The following is a 20,690-nucleotide window of genomic DNA, read 5'->3' on the forward strand; positions in this document are numbered from 1 at the left end:
ACTTTCGGCTGCGGAGAGAAAAGTTCTTTTACATACGCGGAAAGATATGGACGTGGCGTCGTTAGTGGACCAACATGTTCATCAATCCGAATCTCTCGTGTAACAACCGGGGAGCGCCGATGATCCGTCCTCTGCTCGTCACCGCCGTCGTGGGGTCGCTGGCCCTCGCGGCGCCCGCGTACGCCGATGACTTACCACCCCAGCAACCAGGCGTCACGATGCGGACCTACGACGTCGGTCCCCTGAACAACATCTGCACGCTGAAGCCGAGCCAGACGCCCAACGTCGACAAGCTGATGCAGAGCATCGACTGGACCACCGCCGACCAGTTCGGGTTCGAGGACAACTTCCTCACCCACGTCCTGGCCAACCTGACGGTGCCCGAGGGGTCGTACGTCTTCCGGATGACCAGCGACGACGGCTCGAAGCTGTACATCGACGACAAGCTGGTGATCGACCACGACGGGCTGCACGGCGCCGAGCCCAAGGACGGCACCGTCCGGCTCACCGAGGGCCTGCACTCGCTGCGCATCGAGCACTTCGAGCGCGGCGGCGGGCAGCAGTTGACCCTGGCCTGGCAGCCGCCCGGCGCGTCCGACTTCACGCTGGTGCCGAACACCGTGCTCAGCACCGACGCCGACGTGGTCCGGGTGACCGCGCCCGGCCACAAGGAGTGCGGCACCGGCGCCGACTCGCCCGGTGACGGGCTGCCCCTGACCGACGTGTTCCCCGGCTACACGCTGACCAACCTGCGCCCGGCCGGCTTCGAGCCGACCGTCAGCGGCATGGCCTGGCGGCCGGACGGCAAGCTGCTGGTCTCCACCTGGGGCGGCTCGGACAAGCGCCAGGGTGCGGTCTACCTGCTCGACCACGTCACCGGCGCCACCTCGCCGGAGCAGGTCACGTACACCAAGATCGCCGACGGTCTGAACGAGCCGATGGGCATCGCGTACGTCGACGGCCTGACCTACGTGACACAGAAGCACGAGTTGACCGAGATGTCCGACACCAACGGCGACGAGGTGCTGGACACCCACCGCACGGTCGCGACCTTCCCCTACGACGGGAACTTCCACGAGTTCGCGTTCGGCCTGCTCTACAAGGGCGGCAACTTCTACCTCAACCTCTCGGTGTCGATCAATCTGGGTGGCGCCACGACCGATCCGCAGGGCTCGCCCGGGCGGGGCGTCAGCCTGGTCGTGAACCGCAAGACCGGCAAGGTGACCCGGGTCGCGGGCGGTCTGCGTACGCCCAACGGCATCGGCTGGGGCTCCGACGGCGCGGTCTACGTCACCGACAACCAGGGTGGCTGGCTGCCGTCGTCCAAGCTGGTGAAGATCGAGCAGGGCGACTTCTACGGCCACTACACCAACCCGGACGGCGAGTTCGACGCCAACCCGGTGACCCGGCCGGTCCTGTGGATGCCGCAGAACGAGATCGCCAACTCGCCCAGCACCCCCGTGCTGCTCAAGAAGGGCCCGTACGCCGGGCAAATGGTGATCGGCGACGTCACCTACGGCGGCCTGCAGCGGGCGTACCTCGAAACGGTGCGCGGCCAGGAGCAGGGCGCATTGTTCCGGCACACCCAGGGCCTCGAGGCCGGCATCAACGAGGTCTCGATGGGCCCGGACGGCGACCTCTACGTCGGCGGCATCGGCGACGTCGGCAACTGGGGCCAGGAGGGCAAGCTCAAGTTCGGCCTGCAGAAGCTCACACCCAACGGCACCAACGTGTTCGACATGAAGACGATGAGCGCCACGGCCGACGGCTTCAAGATCGAGTACACCCGGCCGCTGAACGACGAGACGATCGCCAAGCTGCCCAGCGCGTACCAGCTGTCGCAGTGGCGCTACGTCCCGACCGAGCAGTACGGCGGCCCGAAGGTCGACGAGGAGCAGCTGCGGGTCACCGGGGCCGAGATCTCGGCCGACAAGAAGACGGTCAAGCTGACCGTGGCCGGCCTCAAGCGCAACCGCGTGGTGCACCTGCGCTCGCCTCGGCCGTTCGCGGCCCGCAACGGTGAGTCGCTGTGGAGCACCGAAGCCTGGTACACGCTCAACGAGATTCCCGGCGTGACCCCGCAGCAGGAGGTCTTCTACGACGTCGAGTCGGGCGAGAAGAAGGGCGGGGCGGTCTACGCCAACGACCACCGCGCCTACACCGGCACCGGCTTCGTGGCCAACTTCGGCACGATGAACGCCCAGGTCAACACCAAGGTCAACGTGAAGGCGAAGGGCGACTACGCGGTCGGCCTGCGCTACTCCAACGGCCCCAACCCGTTCAGCGGCACCAAGACGGTCAGCGTCTACGTGAACGGCAAGAAGATCAAGCAGGTGTCGTTGCCGACCACCATCACGTGGGACGACTGGGCCACCGCGACCGAGACGCTCCCGCTGCAGCGGGGTGACAACACGATCACCTACCGGGTCGACTTCGAGGACACCGGCCACGTCAACCTCGACGCGCTCAGCATCCGCAAGCCCGGCGAGCGGATCAACCTGATCGACGGCACCGGCCTGGACAACTGGCAGCACACCGACGGCCGGTACCCGGAGTGGCCGTCGGCCGGCGGCGGCGCCTACGAGGTGTGCTGCGGTGACCTGCGCACCAAGGAGGGGTTCCAGGACTACAAGCTGCACGTCGAGTTCAAGGTCCCGCTGCTGCCCCCGGACGTCACCGGCCAGAACCGTGGCAACAGCGGCGTCTACCAGCAGGAGCGTTACGAACTGCAGATCCTCGACTCGTACGGTGACACCACGCTGGACAACAACGAGGCCGGCGCGATGTACACGATCAAGGCACCGGACGTGAACGCGGCGACCGCGCCCGAGACGTGGCAGACCTACGACGTCACCTACCGTGCGGCCCGTTACGACGCGTCCGGCACCAAGACCGAGAACGCCCGGATCACCGTGATCTGGAACGGCGTCAAGGTGCAGGACAACATCGAGCTTCCGCGCGGCACCGGCGGCAACATCCCCGAGGGACCCTCGACGGGTGCGATCCGCCTGCAGGACCACGGCAACAAGGTCCAGTACCGCAACGTGTGGATCGAGCCCACCGTTTCCTGACCGTCCGGCCGGGAGGCCGCCGTCCACGAACTCGTGGGCGGCGGCCTTTCCGCATGTATTGGGATCTAGCGATTGTCAACGATCTTATCTACGATCTTGTCGACACCAGACCCGATCGAGACCCAAATCCGTGATGATCTATCCTTCGCGGGGCGTTTCGTGTGAACGGGGCGATAAGGGGTCGATTTGCCCACGACCTCGAACGTGGCGGGCGCCGGACCGAGCTTGGGCTTCCCCTTGAAAGGCTTGACATGATCAAAAAGTTCCGCGCGTCGTCGGCGGTCGTCTTAGCGGCCGTCCTGGCGGTTGCCGTCGCGGGGTGTTCCTCTTCGGACGACAAGGACAGCGGCGACCCCGGGTCCTCAGGCGGGGCGCTGAAGAAGGTCGGCTACGTGACCGCCTTCGGCGCCGTCGGCCGGGACTCCTTCATCTGGGTCGCGAAGGAGAAGGGTTACTTCAAGGAAGCCGGCATCGACGTCGACATCCAGAAGGGCGCCGGCAACGTCCAGAACCTGACGCTGCTCAAGGCGGACAAGGTCCAGTTCGCGGCGCTCGACTTCACCGGCGCCGAGATCCAGGCCGGCACCGGCAAGTTCCCCGACTGGCGCGCGGTGGCCGCGGTGCACCAGCGCACCCTGGTGTCGATCATGACCACGGCCGACACCAAGATCACCAAGCCGACCGATCTGGCCGGCAAGAAGATCGCCACCGGTAAAGGCTCGGTGAGCGAGCTGCTCTTCCCGGCGTACGCCAAGGCGGCCGGTCTCGACCCCAAGAGCGTCACCATGCAGGGCGCCCAGCCGACCGCCCTGAACGGCCTGATGGCCAAGCGTCAGGTCGACGCGCTCAGCACCTTCCTGCTCAGCAAGACGGCGCTGGCCAACGTGTCCAAGAAGGAGGTGGTCGTGATGCCCTACAGCGACTACCTGGCCGACCTCTTCGGCAACGCGATCATCACCAAGCCGGCGCTGATCTCGTCGGACCGCGAGCTGGTCCAGAAGTTCGTCAACGCGGCCATGAAGGGCCTGGACTACACCATCCAGCACCCCGACGAGGCGGCGCAGATCCTGAACAAGGCCGAGCCGACCGCCGCGATCCCGGCCGCCATGGGCGAGATCAACGCGATGAAGCCGTACGTGACCCCGCCCAACGCCGGGGCGACCGGCCTGATGGACGAGCAGCGGGTGACCCGTAGCATCGCGGCCGTCCAGGCCGCCGGGCTGATGCCGGCCGGCCTGACCCCCGACAAGGTGGCTGACTTCAGCTTCATCCCGAAGTCCTGACCTCGGTGGCTCGCAGTGGGGGGGGGGGGGGGGGCGCCCCCCCCCCCCCCCCCCCCCCCCCCCCCCCCCCCCCCCCCCCCCCCCCCCCCCCCCCCCCCCCCCCCCCCCCCCCCCCCCCCCCCCCCCCGCCCCGCGCGTANNNNCGGGGGGGCGGCGGCGGGGGGGGGGGGGGGGGGCGCGGCCGCCCCCCCCCCCGGGGGGGGGGGGCCGCGGCCCCCCCCCCCCCGGCGGCGGGGGGGGGGGGGGGGGGGGGGGGGGGGCCCCCCCCCCCCCCCCCCCCACGCGCCCGGACACGCACCTCCCAGACGGAGCGGAACACATGACAGACTCGGCCGCCGAATCCCGCCTCACCCAGACCTGGCGGAACGGCTTCCTCCCGGTCCTCGGCGCCGTCATCGCGGTCGCGCTGTGGTGGGCGCTCACCCGCGCCCTGCACATCGACCCGTTCTACGTGCCGTCGCCGCCGGACGTGCTCGACGCGTTCCTGCGCGACCCCGGGTACCTGCTCAACGAGACCTGGCGGACCTTCCAGCGGGTGCTCATCGGGTTCGGCATCGCGGTCGCCGGCGGCCTGCTGCTGGCCGTGATCCTGGCCGCCTCCCGCACCGTCGAGCGGATGACCATGCCGCTGCTGGCCGCCGTGAACGCCATCCCCAAGGTCGCGCTGGCCCCGCTGCTGCTGGTCTGGATGGGCTTCGGCAACGCCCCCAAGATCGTCATGGTCGTGCTGGTCAGCTTCTTCCCGGTGATCGTGTCGACCATGGCCGGCCTCACCTCCACCCCCGCCGACCTGGCCGAACTGGCCCGCTCGCTCAAGGCGTCGTGGTGGCAGACCTTCGTCAAGATCCGGCTGATCTGGGCGCTGCCCCAGATGTTCGTCGGAATCAAGGTGGCCACCCCGCTCGCCATCATCGGCGCCGTCATCGGCGAAGTGGTCAGCCCCGACACCGGGCTCGGCTCGGTCATCGTCGGCTCCGGCGCCAACTCCGACACCCCGCTGGCCTTCGCCGCCCTGGTGCTGCTGGCCATCGCCGGGGTCCTGCTGTTCTACCTCGTCGCCGCCGTGGAGCGGCTGCTCGCGCCCTGGGCCCGGGCGATCGCGTCGTGACGGCCACCTCCGGCATCGGGAGCATCCAGTGATCCACATTGACGCCGTGTCGCAGACCTTCCGCGGCCGCCGGGGCCGAGTCGAGGCACTCAAGGACATCGACCTGACCATCGCGCCCGGCGAGTTCCTGGCCGTCATCGGCCGCTCCGGCTGCGGCAAGTCGACCCTGCTGCGGCTGATCGGCGGCCTGCTCAAGTCCAGCGCCGGCGCGGTCACCGTGGCCGGCGAACAGGTCACCGCCCCGCGCCGCGACGTCGCCATGGTCTTCCAGCGGCCCGCCCTGCTGCCCTGGCGCTCGGTGCTGGACAACGTGCTCCTGCCGATCGAGATCTTCCGCCGGCGGCGCTCGGAACACCGCGAGCACGCCCAACGGCTGCTGGAGATGACCGGCCTGACCGGGTTCGCCGGCAAGCTGCCCCACGAGCTCTCCGGCGGCATGCAGCAACGCGTCGCACTGTGCCGGGCCCTGATCCAGAACCCCAAGGTCATGCTCATGGACGAGCCGTTCTCGGCGCTGGACGCGCTGACCCGCGAGGAACTGGCGGTCGAACTCCAGCGCATCCACATCGAGCTCGGCACCACGATCGTCTTCGTGACCCACTCGATCCCCGAGGCCGTGCTGCTGGCTGACCGGGTCGCCGTGCTCAGCGCCCGGCCCGGCCGGCTCAACAAGGTCGTCGACGTGCCGATCCCGCGGCCGCGCTCGTTCGGGCACAACGCCCACATGGACCAGGTCGCGGCCGCCTCGGCCGAGCTGCACGAGCTGCTCCTGGACGTCGGCGATCCGGCACGCCCCGCCGTCCGTTAGGGACATCGCCCGAAGCGTCCGGGACGCTCGCTCGTCGTGTCCGCCTGACGCCGAGCGGGGAGCACCGACCCGCCCTGTCGCGGGTCCTCATCCGCCGAAGATGGCGGGACTGGAGCTGATCCACCCGGTGACGACGTCCGGCCAGACCGGCCTGGCGAACAGATAGCCCTGACCGTATGGGCAACCCATGCGCTCGAGCAGGGCGTGCTGCTCCGCATCCTCGATGCCTTCGGCGACCACGGCCAGGTCAAGGTTGCGGGCCAGCGTGACTATCGCGTTGACCAGGGCTCGCTGCTGCGCGCTGCCGAGGATGTCGTCGATGAAGGACTTGTCGATCTTCAGTACGTCGACGGGCATCTGCCGCAGGTAGCTCAGCGACGAGTAGCCGGTGCCGAAGTCGTCGATGGCGATGCGAACGCCCAGGGCCCGCAACTCGCGCAGGTCCTCCCACACCTGCTCGGCGTCGCGCAGCACCAGGCTCTCGGTGATCTCCAGCAGCAGCTGCCGGGGCTTGGCGCCGGTCTCGGTCAGCGCCTCGCGCACCTGCCCGACGAACCCGGCCGAGCGGAACTGCCGGGCCGACACGTTCACGCTGACATAGCCGGGCGCGTCGCCGCCGGCGGGGCTCCACTCGACCAGCTGGCGCAGCGACTCGCGCATGACCCACGCGCCGATGCCGGTGATCGCGCCGTTCTCCTCGGCCAGCTCGATGAAGTGCTGCGGCCCGAGCAGGCCCCGGACCGGGTGCTGCCAGCGGACCAGCGCCTCGACCCCGGCCAGGGTGCGCCCGGACAGGTCGACGATCGGCTGGTACTGCACCACGAACTGTTCGGCGTCGACGGCCTCGTGCAGCGCGGTCCGCATCTCCAGCCGTTCCTTCATGGCCGAGTGCAGGTCGCTGCGGTACGGCTGCCAGGTCGCCTTGCCCGCGCCCTTGGCCAGGTAGAGCGCCATGTCGGCGTGGCGCAGCAACTCGGTGGCGCTGCTCGCGTCCCGGCTGACGGCCACGCCGACGCTGGCCGCGGCGCTGACCACGTACAGGCCGCCGAGGCCGTCGCTGAGGTCGACCGGCACGGACAGGGCGGACACGATCCGGGCGGCCACGTCCTCGGCCGCGCCGGGGTCGTCGTTGTGCTCGATCAGGATCGCGAACTCGTCGCCGCCCATCCGCGCCGCGGTGTTGCCGGCCCCGATGGTCGAGGCGATCCGCTTGGCCGCGGCGACCAGCAGCTGGTCGCCGACCGCGTGCCCGAGCGTGTCGTTGACCTCCTTGAAGTCGTCGAGGTCGACGAAGAGCACGCCGATGGCCGAGCCGTCCCGTTCGGCCAGCGCGAAGGCGTGTTCCAGCCGGTTGCGGAACAGCACCCGGTTGGCCAGCCCGGTCAGCCCGTCGTGGAAGGCCTGGTGGGCCAGGTCGTTCTCGAGGCGGCGGCGTTCGGTGACGTCCCGCAGGGTGAGGACCACGCCGCCGACGGTCCGGTCGTCGCGCAGGTCGCGGGCGTCGCATTCGACCTGCAGGAGGCGGCGGTCGGCGCACACCGCGGTCAGGTCGGCGCCGTCGATGGTGGCGCCGCCGCCCACCCGGACCTGGGCCAGCAGGTCGGCCAGCTCGGTGGCGTGGGTGTCGGCGACGATGGTGGACAGCGGCCGGCCGGTGAGCTCGGTGTGGCCGAAGGTGGTGGCGGCGGACGGGCTGGCGTACGTGATGGTCTGGTCGTCGCCGACGATCAGGATGACGTCCGAGGCGCTCTGGATCAGCGTACGGAAATAGGCCTCGCTGTCGCGCTGGTGCACCTCCCGGGTCAGCCGTATCCGTTCCAGCACCACGGACATCTGCTGGAACAGCGTCTCGAAGGACGGCTGGACCATGCGCAGCACGGCGACCGGGGCGCCCAGCGCGGCGACTCCGAGCCGGGGCGGCGTCCCGGGCAGCGGCACCACGCCGTAGAGGACGGTCTGGTAGCCGTCGGTCGGCACGTCGGGTGGCACCTCGGCCGCCGGGACCAGCCCGAAGACGGCCTCCGCGGGTGACTCGCCGGCCTCCCGTTCGGTGATCACCAGCTCGTACGGCCGGCCGGACGGCATCAGCTTGTCGATGGCGGCCCGCAGCGCACCCCGTACGTCGTCGAACGTGGCCGCCGAGAACAGCGTCGCGCTCGCCTCGCGCAGTGCCCGTTCCCGCGCCGCGGCCTGCCGCTGCGCGGTGATCAGCCCGCCGACCCGGGACAGCACCAGCAGGAACATCAGTGCCGCGGCGCCGGAGATGACCGGGGCGTCGGCCAGCTTGTCCTGCAGGTACTCGATGTAGAGCACGGCCGGGGCGACCAGCGCGGCGACGGTCATGAAGGCGAGCCGGCGGCCGCCCGCCTCGACGTCCCCGGCGACCTCGCGGCGGGTGCCCAGCGTGGTCATCGACGGGTTCAGGCCGGCCAGGCCGAGGAACAGGTAGTAGAGCACCCAGCCGATCTCGGTCGGCCCGCCGGTGTCCCAGGCCGTGTCCAGCCGGGCCAGGCCGTAGACGACGTCCGAGCCGAACAGGCCGATGACGCTCAGCGACAGCAGGGTGAGCGAGCGCGGGTTGCGGCCCGGGGCCACGAGCAGGCGCAGCAGAATGGCCAGGGCCAGCACGTCGCCGAGGGGGTAGCCGACCGAGACGACCTTCTCGATCAGCGACAGGTTGTCGGCCCGGGTGTACGGCGCGATCAGGTAGACCCAGGAGAGCAGGCCGAGGCCGACGGTGGGCACGAGGGCGTCGAGCAGGGCGGCGCGGTTGCTGCCGGCGCCGGCCTGAGCGCGTACGAAGATCAGCAACCCGGCCGCGAGGAGCACGTAGACGACCAGGTAGAGCAGGTCGGCCGGGCCGGGGAAGGGCGGCGTGCCGCTCAGCTGCTGGACGTAGTAGATCGTGTCACCGGCGGCGAAGCAGGCCACCGACCCCGCGACCAGCGCCCACGCGATCCAGCGCCGGGGCCGGTGCCAGCAGATGCCGGCCACGATGGCGGCCGCGCTCGACGCCGCGATCGAGCTCCAGGTGAACACGTGTCCCTCGGGCCACGCGTAGTACACGGCGGTGAGCAGCACCATCCAGGCCGCGAAGCACCACTGCGCCACCCGCGCCCGCATCCGTCACTCCGATCCGGCGACCACCCCGTTCACCGGAAAGATCGGACGGCGTCGCTCATTCCTGAGCCCACGCCTCCCTCGACGTGACGACCGTCCGGTCGGTCCGGGCCGCCTCCTCGACCGCCAGCGCCAACAGATGATCTTGCAAACCGAGGGCCAGCGGGTACGGAGGGGAGCCCTCGCCGCGCACCCACGCCGCCATCCGGGTCAGCAGCGTGCCGATCGCGATCTCCTCGTCCATGAACCGGCGCCCGGGGAACGGATTGCGGAAAAGCACCCGGTCGCCCAGCGTGATGTGGTCGGTGTCGAAGCCGTCCAGGTCCAGGTCGTAGCCGGTCTGCCGGCGCGTGATCGGGGTCCGCGCGACGGTCTCCGGGCCGAGCAGCCGCACCACCTCGTCGTCGCGCAGCTCGCCGTGCGTGCCGCGGACCAGCAGCCGCCGGAACCGCAGCTGGTTGTGCCACTGGTTGTCGGTGAAGTCGTACACCCCGGACCGTCCGTCGCCGAAGTCGAGCACGCCGAACGTGGTGGTCGCCGGTCGGGGCCGGTCGTCGCCGGTCCAGCCGTCCCGGGTCAGCGGGTCGACCAGCGGTGCGGTGGTGCGGGTGGCCCGTACCGTGACCGGGCCGTCCTGCACGCCGAGGAATCCGCGCATCATCGAGATCGCGTGATACATGTGCGTCGACGACACCTGGACCTGGGTCGGCGTGCCGATCACCCCGGCCCGGACCGCGGCCAGCCGGGCGGCGTGCGCCGGGACCATCAGGTACTGCTCGGCCACCTGGACCAGGCCGCTCGCGCCGACGTCGGCCCAGAGCGAGCGCATCCCGTCGGCGTCCGGGGCGGGCGGGGTCTCGGACAACACGGGGAGGCCGCGCTCGACCGCCGCGCGGACCACCTCCGGATTGGTGTCCCACGGGACGGCGGTGACCACGAAGTCCGGGCGCGGGCCGTCGTCCAGTGAGCTCAGGCTCGGCACCGGCAGCTCGCGCGGCGTGCGTACGACCGCGCCCAGGCACTCCAGTCCCGGGATCAGCCCGGCGATCCGCCAGAACATCTCGGCGCGCCAGGCGGCGCCGACGACCACGAAAGATGTCATAGGGCGAGACTAGATTGACGGTCATGCGAATCCTGCTCGCCGCGCTCCTGGTTCTGCCCCAGGCCGCCCCCGTCCAGGCGGCCGAGCCCCCCGACCGCGCCGAGCAGCGGCACGAGGCGGCCGAGCCACAGGCACGGGTCTGGGTCACCACCCCCGACCGCGCCGAGCAGCTGCACGAGCGCGCGCCGGTCACCTTCGGGACGACCGGGTCGACCGCGCCGACGATCGTGCTCGACGCTTCGCAGCGGTTCCAGACCATGGACGGCTTCGGGGCGTCGATCACCGACTCCTCCGCGTCGGTGCTGGCCCAGATGCCGCCGGGCACGCTCGAGTCGCTGTTCAGCCCGGCCGAGGGCATCGGGGTGAGCTTCCTGCGCCAACCGATCGGGTCGTCCGACTTCACCGCGGCGGCCCGGCACTACACGTACGACGACGTCGCACCGGGGGAGAAGGACTTCGCGCTGCGGCACTTCAGCGTGGCCCACGACGAGGCACTGGTGCTGCCGCTGCTGCGCCGGGCCCGGCAGCTCAACCCGCGGCTGTCCGTGCTGGCCACGCCGTGGAGCCCGCCGGCCTGGATGAAGACCACCGACTCGCTGGTCGGCGGCCGGTTGATCGACGAGCCGCGATACTACGACGCCTACGCGCGATACCTGGTCAGGTTCGTCTTGGCATACCGGCGGGCGGGCGTACCCGTCGACTATCTGACCGTGCAGAACGAGCCACAGAACCGGCACGACGGCGGCTACCCCGGCACCGACATGCCCGTGCGGCAGGAGGCCGCGGTGATCGCCGCGCTCGGCCCGAAGCTCCAGGCAGCCGGCCTCGCGACCAAGATTCTCGGGTACGACCACAACTGGACCACCCACCCCGGCGACGTCGGCACCACCCCGCCCGGCGAGGACCCGGAGACCGACTACCCCTACCGGCTGTTGCGCACCAAGGCGGCGAAGTGGCTGGCCGGGACCGCGTACCACTGCTATTCGGGCGACCCGTCGGCGATGACCGCCCTGCACCAGGCATTCCCGCGCAAGGGCATCTGGTTCACCGAGTGCTCCGGCTCGCACGGCGCCGGGGACACCCCCGAGCAGATCTTCCGCGGCACCCTCACCTGGCACGCCCGCAACATCATCATCGGCACCACGCGCAACTGGGCGCGGTCGGCGGTGAACTGGAACATCGCCCTCGACTCGACCGGCGGCCCGCACCTGGGCGGCTGCGGCACCTGCACCGGCCTGCTCACCCTGCAACCGGACGGCAGCGTCACCCGTGACGCCGAGTACTTCACGATCGGTCACGCGGCCAGGTTCGTGCCGCCCGGGGCGGTCCGGATCGGCAGCACCTCGTTCGGCACCACCGGGTGGAACGGGCAGTTCATGGACGTGGCGTTCCGGAACCCCGACGGGTCGACGTCGCTGATCGCGCACAACGAGAACGACGACCCGCGTACGTTCGCGGTGCGCTCCGGCGACCGGCAGTTCGAGTACACGCTGCCGGGCGGGGCGCTGGCCACCTTCGTCTGGCCCCGCGACCGCCGCCTCGACGACCGGTACCTTCCCGTGCGTACACCCGGCATCTCCTCGGACGCCGCGGAGGCGGTCGACGGTGACGCCGCCACCCGCTGGACCACCGCGGCGGCCCAGCAGCCCGGCCAGTCGCTGACCGTCGACCTGGCCCGGCCGGCCATCTTCGACCGGGTCGCCCTGGACAGCGGCGGCAACCTGGGCGACTACGCCCGCGGCTGGTCGCTCTCGGTCTCCACCGACGGCACCACCTTCCGCCCGGTCGCGTCGGGCACCGGCTCCGGCCAGCTCACCGACATCGACGTCCCCCGGACCAAGGCCCGCTGGCTACGCGTCACCACCACGGCGTCGGCACCCAACTGGTGGAGCGTCGCCGACGTGCGACTCTATCGGCGGCCGTGACCGCCGTCGCGGTTTGTGACGAGCGGGCTGGGGCAGGTGGCGAGGGTGACCGACCGAAACCGTTGGAAGGCGATGTCCGTCGCCCTGGTGGCGGGCTTCATGACCCTGCTCGACGTGAGCATCGTCAACGTCGCCCTGCCCGCCATCCGCTCCGACCTGCACCTGACCGCTGGTGAGCTGCAATGGGTGTTGTCCGGCTACGCCCTGACCTTCGGCCTGCTGCTGGTGCCGGCCGGCCGCATCGGTGACGCCCGCGGCCGCGGTCCCATGTTCGTCACCGGCGTCGCCCTGTTCACGCTGGCCAGCGCCGGGGCCGGGCTCGCGCGGAGCGCCACCTGGCTGGTCGTCGCCCGGCTGATCCAGGGCGCCGCCGCCGGCCTGGTCAACCCGCAGGTGTCCGGCCTGATCCAGCAGCTGTTCGAGCCGCGCGAGCGGGGCCGCCCGTTCGGCCTGCTGGGCGCCACCATCGGCGTCTCCACCGCGGTCGGCCCGCTGCTCGGCGGCGTGCTGATCGCCGCGTTCGGCCCGTCCGACGGCTGGCGCTGGATCTTCTACATCAACGTGCCCATCGGCATCCTCGCGATCATCCTGGCGCTGCGCTGGATCCCCAAGGCCGAGACCAAGGAACGCGACAGCCTCGACCCGTTCGGCGTCGTCCTGCTCGGCGTGGGCGTGCTGGTGCTGCTGCTTCCCCTGGTGCAGGAGCGCGAGTGGCACGGCCCGGCCAAGTGGCTGCTGATCCCGCTGTCACTGGCCATCCTGGCCGGCTTCGTGCTGTGGGAACGCCGCCATGGCCGGCACTCGACACCGGTGATCGAGCTGGGGTTGTTCCAGGTCCGCTCGTACGCGCTGGGCGCCCTGATCGGCATGCTCTACTTCGCCGGCTTCCCGGCGCTGTTCTTCGTCTACACCCTCTACCTGCAGAACGGCCACCGGTTCAGCGCGCTCGCGGCCGGCCTGGCCGTCACCCCGTTCGCGGTCGGCGCGGCGGTCGCGTCGGCGCTGGGCGGCCGGGTGGTGGCCCGGTTCGGCCGGCCGCTGGTGATGGCCGGGCTGATCACGGTCGCCGCCGGGCTGGCCGCCACGGTGCTGGTGCTGGCGGCCGCGCCCGGCGACAACGGCCCCTGGTTGGCCGCGGCGCCCCTGCTGATCGCCGGCCTGGGCAGCGGCCTGGTCATCTCGCCCAACCAGACCCTGACCTTGTCCGAGGTCCCGGTCCGGCGGGCCGGCAGCGCGGGCGCCGTCCTGCAGATCGGCCAGCGCATCGGCACCGCGGTCGGCATCGCGGCGGCCGGGACGGTGTTCTTCGCCCAGCTGGCCAGCTCCGGCAACGACTGGGGCCGGGCCCTGCGGTCCTCCCTGCTCGTGGCGATCGGCTTCGTGCTGGTCGCCTTGGCCGCGGCGGTCACCGACGTGATCGCCTCCCGCCGCGACGCCAACCACCAGCGCGAACCCGAGCCGGCCGGCCAAGCCTGAGGCGCCGGCGCCGTTCACCGGGGCCCGGCGGCTGCGGGCCATGGTGGTCGGATGGGCGCGCCTCGTCGTGCCGGCCCAGCCGCGCCAGAAAATCACCGCGTACGCCGTCGGATCGCTCATCACGCTGCTGCGGGACCGGGCGTTCCGGCCGGCGCTCGCGCGGCAGCGCTTCACCCCGCACGGTGGCCCGGCTGCGTGAGCCGTTCCTGCCGGTTGTCGGGTACGGGGGAGCGGGCCGGTTGGCTGCGGCAGCGCCTGACCCGTCGCGTACCGCAGGCCGGCCATGTCCCAGTCGGTGCCGGCTCGGGACAGTAGGGTTTCCCCGGCCTACCCCAGCACAGGATCAGGAAGCCCGCCGTGTCGCTGAAGCTTCGAGCCGCCGTCCGCGCGATCGTCCTCGACGAGGACGACCGGGTCTTGTTGTGCCGCTTCGTTTTCCCGCACCCGGCGGTCCCGGACGGAGCAGAGGTCGTGTGGGCCGCTCCCGGCGGCGGCGTGGAACCAGGTGAGGACGGGCTGTCCGCGTTGCGGCGCGAGCTGATCGAGGAAACCGGCCTGGCCATCGACGCCGACCCGCCGCACGTCTGGCACCAGGTTGTCGTCGCCGATCTCACGCCGGGCCTGGACGGCATCGTCAACGACTACTTCCTCGTGCGCGTCACACATTTCGAGCCTCGCGGGGCGTTGACCGACGACCAGCTCGCCGCCGAGCACATCGCCGGGTTCCGCTGGTGGCGGCTCGCCGAGATCAACGGCTACACCGGATCGGACCTGTTCTCGCCGCGTGACCTGGCCACGCCGCTGACCGAACTGCTCACGGCCGGGGCACCGGCCGGCCCGGTCCTGCTCGGACTATGAGAGCCGGCCCGGTCCTGCTCGGACTATGAGAGCCGGCCCGGTCCTGCTCGGACCATGAGAGCCGGCCCCGGTCCAGCTCGGATCATCAGAGCTCGGACCAGGAAAGCGGCCGGTGCCGGCCGGCGTGATGAGCGGACGTCCGCGGTGGCCCGGCCCGTGGAAGACGGCCGGTGTGGTGAGCGGGCGCGGACAGTGGCCCGGTCCGTGAAAGGAGGCCGGTCAGCGGGCGCGGACGGTGGCCCGGTCCGTGGAAGGCGGCTCGTGTGGTGAGCGGGCGCGGACGGTGGCCCGGTCCGTGAAAGGAGGCTGGTCAGCGGGCGCGGACGGTGGCCCGGTCCGTGGAAGGCGGCTCGTGGGGTGAGCGGGTGCGGGCGGTGGCCTGGCCTGTGGAAGACGGCCGTGTCATGAGCGGGCGCGGGTGGTGGTGCGGCCGCGGCGGTTGCGGTGGACGCCGGTGGACGGGGGCGGCACCGGCTTGGTGAGTCGCGCCGGCCAGGGCATCTCCAGCTTGCCAGTGTCACCGAACGTCTCGGCCAGGCCGATCAGGACGGTCACGGCGCCGGCCAGGTCGGCGTCGGCCCAGGGGAACGGCTCGGTGTTGAAGGCCGTCCAGAAGCGGCGGGCCGCGAAGGCCGCGTCGGCCGGAATGCCCGACTCGGCGGCGTGCTGGACCGCGTCGGCCATCAGCTCGGCGATGCCCAGCCAGCGCTTGTTGCTGTCGAGCAGGCGTTTGCTGCGTTCGGCGGCATCGTGGCGGGGGCGGCCGGCGACGACGTGCATGTTGTCGAACATGCCGCCGCTGGCGATCGAGCCGAAGACGCCGTCGCGGATGCCGAGTTCGCGTTCGGCGACCAGGTGGGCCAGGTCGTGCGGGATGCGGTGCCGGCGGTCGTGGCCGGGCAGGCCGACGACCACGCCGTCGCCGCGGCGGATGGTCGCCAGAGTGGAGCCGTCAGGCCGGCGGGTGAGCGTGACCAGCATCCTCGGATGGTGGCAGCCCAACGTGGACCGGGACCACCGAATATTCGGCGATCAGCCGGGTGCCGCCGGGCGTCACCGGGCCGGCAGCCAGCCCGGCCGACCGGGCCAGCTCGCGCATCTGGTCGAGCGTACGGTCACGGCCGCGCACATAGCAGAGCATTCGCAGGTCGCCGGATGTCGCGACGGCCCTGCGCATGTTGTCCTCGACGACGATCACCTTGCCGGCCGGGCCCGCGGCGGCGCACTGCCGGAGGATCCGGGCGGCCGACGCGTCGTCCCAGTCGTGCAGCACACCGGAGAGCAGGTAGCCGCCGGCGTTAGGCGGGAGCGGGTCGAAGAAGCTGCCCTCGACGGCGGTGGCCCGATCGGCCAGCCCGGCCTCGGCGATGGCCGCGGTCGCCCGCGCGACCGGACCGGCCAGGTCGACGACCGTCCCGCGCAGGGACGGGTGCTCGCGCAGGATGGCGATCAGCAGCGTCCCGTTGCCGCCGCCGACGTCGACGAGATGCCCGAGCGGTTCCCACGGGTACGCCGCGGCCACCGCCGCCGCGTCGTCCTCGAGCCGGCCGCCCATCAGCGCGTCGAAGGAGGCGGCCCGGGCCGGGTCGGCGGCCATGTCGGTCCAGAAGTCCCGGCCGTACAACTGCGGGAACGCGGCCTCTCCGGTCCGTACCGTGTGCAGCAGCGACACGAACGACAGCTCGGCCCGCCCCACCGATCCTTCGATGTCGAGCCAGGCGCGCATCTGTTCGGGGTGGTCGGAGCGCAGCTTCTCACCCAGGGCGGTGAGCTGGTTGGACGGTGTGAGGATGCCGGCGGTGACCAGGTGCGCCATCACTCGTTCGAGCGCGTCCGGGTCGGCGCCGACCGCGGCCGCGAGCGCGGCGGGCGAGTGCTCCCCGGCGGCGATGTGGTCGGCCAGCCGCAGGGTCGCCGCCACCCGCACGGCCATCGGCGTCACCAGGTCGGCTACGGCCCACATGTCGTCGGTCATGTCGTTCCCCCTGCTCGGCGTCGCGGGTTGTCGGACTCAGGACCCGGAGGAGTGACGGCGCCGCTCAGGATGCCTGGTGCACGGGCAGGGCGGCCAGCCAGACGTCGGCCAGGTCGTCGAGCGGCACGTCGAGGGCCTGGCTGAGGCCGACGACGGTGCCGAACGCGGGTGCGGACAGCCGCCCCGCCTCGATCTTGCGCAGCGTCTCGGGTGAGATGCCGGCGGCCAGGGCCACCTCGACCAGGCTACGGCGGCCGCGTGCGGCCCGCAGGGCGGTGCCGAGGCGCTGGCCGGCGGCGATCTGCTCGGCGGTGAGGGGCTGGCGAACCATGGCAGCAGGATAGCCCTTTCGGCGGCGCCGGGGAGGTGCGTGGTATAAAAATACCGGTATAGAAATACCGGGGAGGGAGTCTGTCGTGATCGAGCTGAAGTCCGCCGAGGAGATCGGACGGATGGCGGTGACCGGCCAGTTCGTCGGCGAACTGCTCACCGAACTGAGCGAGGTGGCCGCGGCCGGAGTCAACCTGATGGACCTCGAACACCACGCCCGCCGCCGGGTCGAGGAGCGTGGCGCCGACTCCTGCTACTGGGACTACGCCCCGTCGTTCGGCCGCGGCCCGTTCCGCAACGTGCTGTGCCTGTCGGTCAACGACGCGGTGCTGCACGGCCTCCCGCACGACTACGTGCTGCGGGACGGTGACCTGGTCAGCATCGACATGGCGCTGGCCATCGACGGCTGGGCGGCCGACTCGGCGTACTCCTTCGTCGTCGGCACCCCCGACCCCGAGGACCTCGAACTGATCGAGGCGACCGAAGTTGCCCTCGAGGCCGGCATCGGCGCGGCCCGGGCCGGCGGCCGGATCGGCGACATCTCCGCCGCCATCGGCGGCGTCGCCCGCTCGTACGGTTACGGCGTCAACGGCGAGTTCGGCGGCCACGGCATCGGCCGGACCATGCACGAGGCCCCGCACGTGGCCAACGACGGCCGGGCCGGCCGGGGCATGAAGCTCGAAGCCGGCCTCACCCTGGCCATCGAGCCCTGGCTCTGCCGCACCACCGACAAGATCAGGTACGACGCCGACGGCTGGACCATCCGCTCCGCCGATGGTTCCCGCACCGCCCACTCCGAACACACGATCGCCGTCACCGCCGAGGGCCCGCGCGTCCTGACCCGCCGGGCCGGGAACTAGGCGAGTGATGACCGGTCTCAACTGTGTGAGTTGAGGCCAGGCGTCGGTAACTTTGACATGTCCTGCTGGCCGACGGGACCATCACGCCCGAGGTCACGACGCTGCCGCTGCTCGACGCGGCCGAGGCGCACCGCCGGCTCGAGAACCGCCGGGTCACCGGCAAGCTCGTCCTCATCCCCTGAGCGGCGCGCCCTGGTCGGACGGGCCGGCCAGGGCGTCGACCAGGCGGCGGGCCGAACCGGCCAGGTTCCAGCGTTCGGCCAGTTCGAGCAGCTTCTCGTCGTCCTGGGGGGCCTTGGGCAGGGTGGCGTCGAAGCCGGGGAGCTTCACGTCCAGGGCCACCTTGCACACCGGCAGCGCACGGCCCAGATACTCGGCCGAGTCCTTGAGTTTGCCGCGCAGGCCCGGGGCGAAGCCGTTGTCGGGGTCGTCCAGGGCGGCCAGGATGTGCTCGACCCCGCCGTACCGGTTGATCAGCCGCGCGGCCGTCTTCTCGCCGACGCCGGGTACGCCGGGCAGCCCGTCGCTCGGGTCGCCGCGCATCGCCGCGAAGTCCGCGTACCAGCGGGCCGGCACGCCGTACTTCTGCCGCACCAGTGTGTCGTCGGCGTCCTCGAGCTTGGCCACGCCCCGCCCGCAGTACAGCAGCCGGGTGCCGCGCTCGTCGTCGACCAGCTGGAACAGGTCGCGGTCGCCGGAGACGACCTCGACCGGGGCGGGCTGGGTCGCGGCCAGGGTGCCGAGCACGTCGTCGGCCTCGTACCCGTCGACGCCGAAGGCCGGAATGCCGACCGCGGCCAGCACGTCGAGCAGGACCGGGACCTGTTTCTCGAGCGCCGCCGGCACCTCCTCGACGTCGCCGTGGGCCACCCGGTGCTTCTTGTACGAGGGCACCAGCTCGACCCGCCAGGCCGGCCGCCACGACGCGTCCAGCGCGCAGATCAGGCGATCGGGCCGCCGGGTGCGGATCAGCTGGGCGATCATGTCCATGAAGCCCCGGATGGCGTTGACCGGCTCGCCCGCCTTGGTCTGGGCGGCCTTCTCGGGGATGCCGTGGAAGGCGCGGAAGTACAGGCTCGGCGCGTCCACGGCGAGCAACGGCGGTCGGCGTTCAGACATGGCGCCGAGCCTAGTGCCCCCGGAGCCTAACGTTCGTTAAGCTGTGCGGCATGACGGTGGACCGGTTGCTGCCGACGGACGACGCGTATCAACTGCTGGGCCTGGCCGAGGAGATCGCCGACGGGGAGTTGGCGCCACGGGTCGCCGACTTCGAGGAACGCGGCGAATTCCCCCGCGAGGTGGTGCGGACCCTCGGGCGGTCCGGGCTGCTCGGGCTGCCCTACGCCGAGGACGACGGCGGGGCGGGTCAGCCCTACGAGGTGTACCTGCAGGTGCTGGAGGTGCTGGCGGGGCGCTGGCTGGCCATCGGCGAGGCGGTCAGCGTGCACACGCTGTCCTGCTACCCGGTCGCCGTGTTCGGCTCCGAGCGTCAGCGCAAGATGCTGCCCGACCTGCTCGGCGGCGACCTGCTCGGCGCGTACTGCCTCTCCGAGCCGGCCGGCGGGTCGGACGCCGCGTCGCTGACCACCAAGGCCGTCCGCGACGGTGACGACTACGTGGTCAACGGCACCAAGGCCTGGATCACGCACGCCCGGCACGCCGACTTCTACAACATCTTCTGCCGTACGGGCGGGCCCGGCGCGACCGGCATCTCGTGCCTGCTGGCCGACCGTGGCACCCCCGGTCTCGTGCCGCAGGCGGCCGAGCGGACCATGGGCCTACGCTCGTCCGCGCCGGCCCAGATCGTCTTCGACGACTGCCGGGTGCCAGCCGACCGCCTGATCGGCGACGACGGCGCCGGGTTCCGCATCGCCATGCAGGCCCTCGACGCCGGCCGGCTCGGGATCGCCGCCTGCGCGGTCGGCCTGGCCCAGGCCGCGCTGGACCACGCCGTGGCCTACTCGCGGGAGAGAACCCAGTTCGGCCGTCCGATCGGTGACTTCCAGGGCATCGGGTTCACGCTGGCCGACCAGGCCACGCGGATCTCGGCCGCTCGGGCGCTGCTCCTGCACGCCGCCCGGCTCAAGGACCGGGGGCGGCCGTTCCGGATCGAGGCGGCCAAGGCCAAGCTGTTCGCCACCGACGTGGCGATGAAGGTGACCACCGAGGCGGTTCAGGTCCTCGGGGGCGCGGGGTACGTGCGGGACCATCCGGTCGAGCGCTGGTTCCGCGAGGCCAAGATGCTGCAGATCGTCGAGGGTACGAACCAGATCCAGCGCCTGGTGATAAGTCGCGCGCTGGCCAAGGGGGCCGCCCAGTAGGGTGTCGCCGTGGAAGAGATCGACCGGGCGATCGTGGGCGCCCTGACCGCGGACGGCCGCCTGTCGTACACCGACCTGGCCGAGCGGGTGGGCCTGAGCGTCTCGGCCGTGCACCAGCGGGTCCGCCGCCTCGAGCAACGCGGCGTGATCAGCGGCTACGCGGCCAAGGTGTCGTACGAAGCCTTGGAGCTGCCGCTGACCGCCTTCGTGGCGATCCGCCCGTTCGACCCGTCCCAGCCCGACGACGCCCCCGAGCGGCTGGCCCACCTGCCCGAGATCGACTCCTGCTACTCGGTGGCCGGCGAGGACTTCTACCTCCTGCTGGTCCGGGTGGCCGGCCCGGCCGACCTGGAACGCCTGCTGCAAGACATCCGCACGGCCGCCAACGTCACCACCCGCACCACGGTGGTCCTCTCCACGCCCTACGAGAACCGGCCGCCCCAGCTGTCCTGA

Annotated in this window: 18 protein-coding genes; 12 read left to right on the plus strand and 6 right to left on the minus strand. The window is 71.5% G+C overall.

Annotated elements, in window-relative coordinates; genetic code table 11:
- Positions 1-119: 119 nt before the first annotated feature.
- The 4 genes from ACGFIO_RS05075 (at position 120) to ACGFIO_RS05090 (ending at position 6,270) form a co-directional block, all read left to right on the plus strand.
- Positions 120-3,071, plus strand: a complete 2,952-nt coding sequence (locus ACGFIO_RS05075; protein WP_392822183.1) for a family 16 glycoside hydrolase — start codon at positions 120-122, stop codon at positions 3,069-3,071.
- Between the two features lie 251 nt (positions 3,072-3,322).
- The gene (locus ACGFIO_RS05080; RefSeq protein WP_392822185.1) at positions 3,323-4,354 is read left to right on the plus strand and encodes an ABC transporter substrate-binding protein; all 1,032 of its coding nucleotides are present in this window, start codon (positions 3,323-3,325) and stop codon (positions 4,352-4,354) included.
- A gap of 319 nt (positions 4,355-4,673) precedes the next feature.
- A complete protein-coding gene (locus ACGFIO_RS05085) occupies positions 4,674-5,462 on the plus strand; it encodes an ABC transporter permease (protein WP_392822187.1) in 789 nt (262 codons plus the stop codon).
- A 28-nt stretch (positions 5,463-5,490) separates the two neighbouring features.
- Positions 5,491-6,270 carry an ABC transporter ATP-binding protein gene (locus ACGFIO_RS05090; protein WP_392822189.1) on the plus strand — a complete coding sequence of 260 codons (780 nt, stop codon included), beginning with the start codon at positions 5,491-5,493 and terminating at the stop codon, positions 6,268-6,270.
- Positions 6,271-6,357: 87 nt separating this feature from the next.
- Here the strand turns inward: ACGFIO_RS05090 and ACGFIO_RS05095 are convergent, their stop codons facing one another.
- Both ACGFIO_RS05095 and ACGFIO_RS05100 read right to left on the minus strand, forming a co-directional pair.
- On the minus strand, positions 6,358-9,393 hold the full coding sequence (locus ACGFIO_RS05095; protein ID WP_392822192.1) for a putative bifunctional diguanylate cyclase/phosphodiesterase: 3,036 nt from the start codon (positions 9,391-9,393) through the stop codon (positions 6,358-6,360).
- A gap of 55 nt (positions 9,394-9,448) precedes the next feature.
- Positions 9,449-10,492, minus strand: coding sequence for a Gfo/Idh/MocA family protein (locus tag ACGFIO_RS05100; protein WP_392822193.1), 1,044 nt, complete (start codon positions 10,490-10,492; stop codon positions 9,449-9,451).
- Between the two features lie 23 nt (positions 10,493-10,515).
- Here ACGFIO_RS05100 and ACGFIO_RS05105 point away from each other — a divergent pair, with 23 nt between their 5' ends.
- The 4 genes from ACGFIO_RS05105 to ACGFIO_RS05120 all read left to right on the plus strand — a co-directional run bounded on the left by ACGFIO_RS05105 (position 10,516) and on the right by ACGFIO_RS05120 (position 14,751).
- Positions 10,516-12,417 (plus strand): discoidin domain-containing protein, encoded by a 1,902-nt coding sequence (locus ACGFIO_RS05105; protein ID WP_392822195.1) that lies wholly within the window; start codon positions 10,516-10,518, stop codon positions 12,415-12,417.
- A 72-nt stretch (positions 12,418-12,489) separates the two neighbouring features.
- Positions 12,490-13,893: an MFS transporter gene (locus ACGFIO_RS05110; RefSeq protein ID WP_392822590.1), complete on the plus strand. Its 1,404-nt coding sequence runs from the start codon at positions 12,490-12,492 to the stop codon at positions 13,891-13,893.
- A 40-nt stretch (positions 13,894-13,933) separates the two neighbouring features.
- Complete coding sequence (locus ACGFIO_RS05115; RefSeq protein WP_392822198.1) at positions 13,934-14,092, plus strand: hypothetical protein; 159 nt, start codon at positions 13,934-13,936, stop codon at positions 14,090-14,092.
- Positions 14,093-14,250: 158 nt separating this feature from the next.
- A complete protein-coding gene (locus tag ACGFIO_RS05120; RefSeq protein WP_392822200.1) occupies positions 14,251-14,751 on the plus strand; it encodes an NUDIX hydrolase in 501 nt (166 codons plus the stop codon).
- Positions 14,752-15,153: 402 nt separating this feature from the next.
- Here ACGFIO_RS05120 and ACGFIO_RS05125 read toward each other — a convergent pair whose 3' ends face one another.
- The 3 genes from ACGFIO_RS05125 to ACGFIO_RS05135 form a co-directional block, all read right to left on the minus strand.
- Positions 15,154-15,732, minus strand: coding sequence for a hypothetical protein (locus tag ACGFIO_RS05125; protein ID WP_392822201.1), 579 nt, complete (start codon positions 15,730-15,732; stop codon positions 15,154-15,156).
- Complete coding sequence (locus ACGFIO_RS05130) at positions 15,704-16,726, minus strand: methyltransferase (protein WP_392822203.1); 1,023 nt, start codon at positions 16,724-16,726, stop codon at positions 15,704-15,706. Before ACGFIO_RS05130 ends, ACGFIO_RS05125 begins: the two co-directional genes overlap by 29 nt.
- Before the next feature lie 64 nt (positions 16,727-16,790).
- The gene (locus tag ACGFIO_RS05135; protein WP_392822204.1) at positions 16,791-17,057 is read right to left on the minus strand and encodes a helix-turn-helix domain-containing protein; all 267 of its coding nucleotides are present in this window, start codon (positions 17,055-17,057) and stop codon (positions 16,791-16,793) included.
- A gap of 85 nt (positions 17,058-17,142) precedes the next feature.
- On the opposite strand from ACGFIO_RS05135, the gene map reads away from it, so the two are divergent.
- Positions 17,143-17,916 (plus strand): type I methionyl aminopeptidase, encoded by a 774-nt coding sequence (map, locus tag ACGFIO_RS05140; protein WP_392822205.1) that lies wholly within the window; start codon positions 17,143-17,145, stop codon positions 17,914-17,916.
- Positions 17,917-17,981: 65 nt separating this feature from the next.
- The gene (locus tag ACGFIO_RS05145) at positions 17,982-18,098 is read left to right on the plus strand and encodes a zinc-binding dehydrogenase (protein ID WP_392822592.1); all 117 of its coding nucleotides are present in this window, start codon (positions 17,982-17,984) and stop codon (positions 18,096-18,098) included.
- On the opposite strand, the gene ACGFIO_RS05150 is transcribed toward ACGFIO_RS05145, so the two are convergent.
- Positions 18,088-19,035: a 5'-3' exonuclease H3TH domain-containing protein gene (locus ACGFIO_RS05150; RefSeq protein ID WP_392822206.1), complete on the minus strand. Its 948-nt coding sequence runs from the start codon at positions 19,033-19,035 to the stop codon at positions 18,088-18,090. The two genes, ACGFIO_RS05145 and ACGFIO_RS05150, sit on opposite strands and share 11 nt — an antisense overlap.
- 50 nt (positions 19,036-19,085) lie before the next feature.
- Here ACGFIO_RS05150 and ACGFIO_RS05155 point away from each other — a divergent pair, with 50 nt between their 5' ends.
- Entirely contained in the window at positions 19,086-20,237 is a 1,152-nt protein-coding gene (locus tag ACGFIO_RS05155) for an acyl-CoA dehydrogenase family protein (RefSeq protein ID WP_392822208.1), read from the plus strand.
- Positions 20,238-20,246: 9 nt separating this feature from the next.
- Positions 20,247-20,690: an Lrp/AsnC family transcriptional regulator gene (locus ACGFIO_RS05160; protein ID WP_392822210.1), complete on the plus strand. Its 444-nt coding sequence runs from the start codon at positions 20,247-20,249 to the stop codon at positions 20,688-20,690.

The organism is Actinoplanes sp. NPDC049265, from assembly GCF_043197135.1.
Taxonomy (GTDB): Bacteria; Actinomycetota; Actinomycetes; order Mycobacteriales; family Micromonosporaceae; genus Actinoplanes.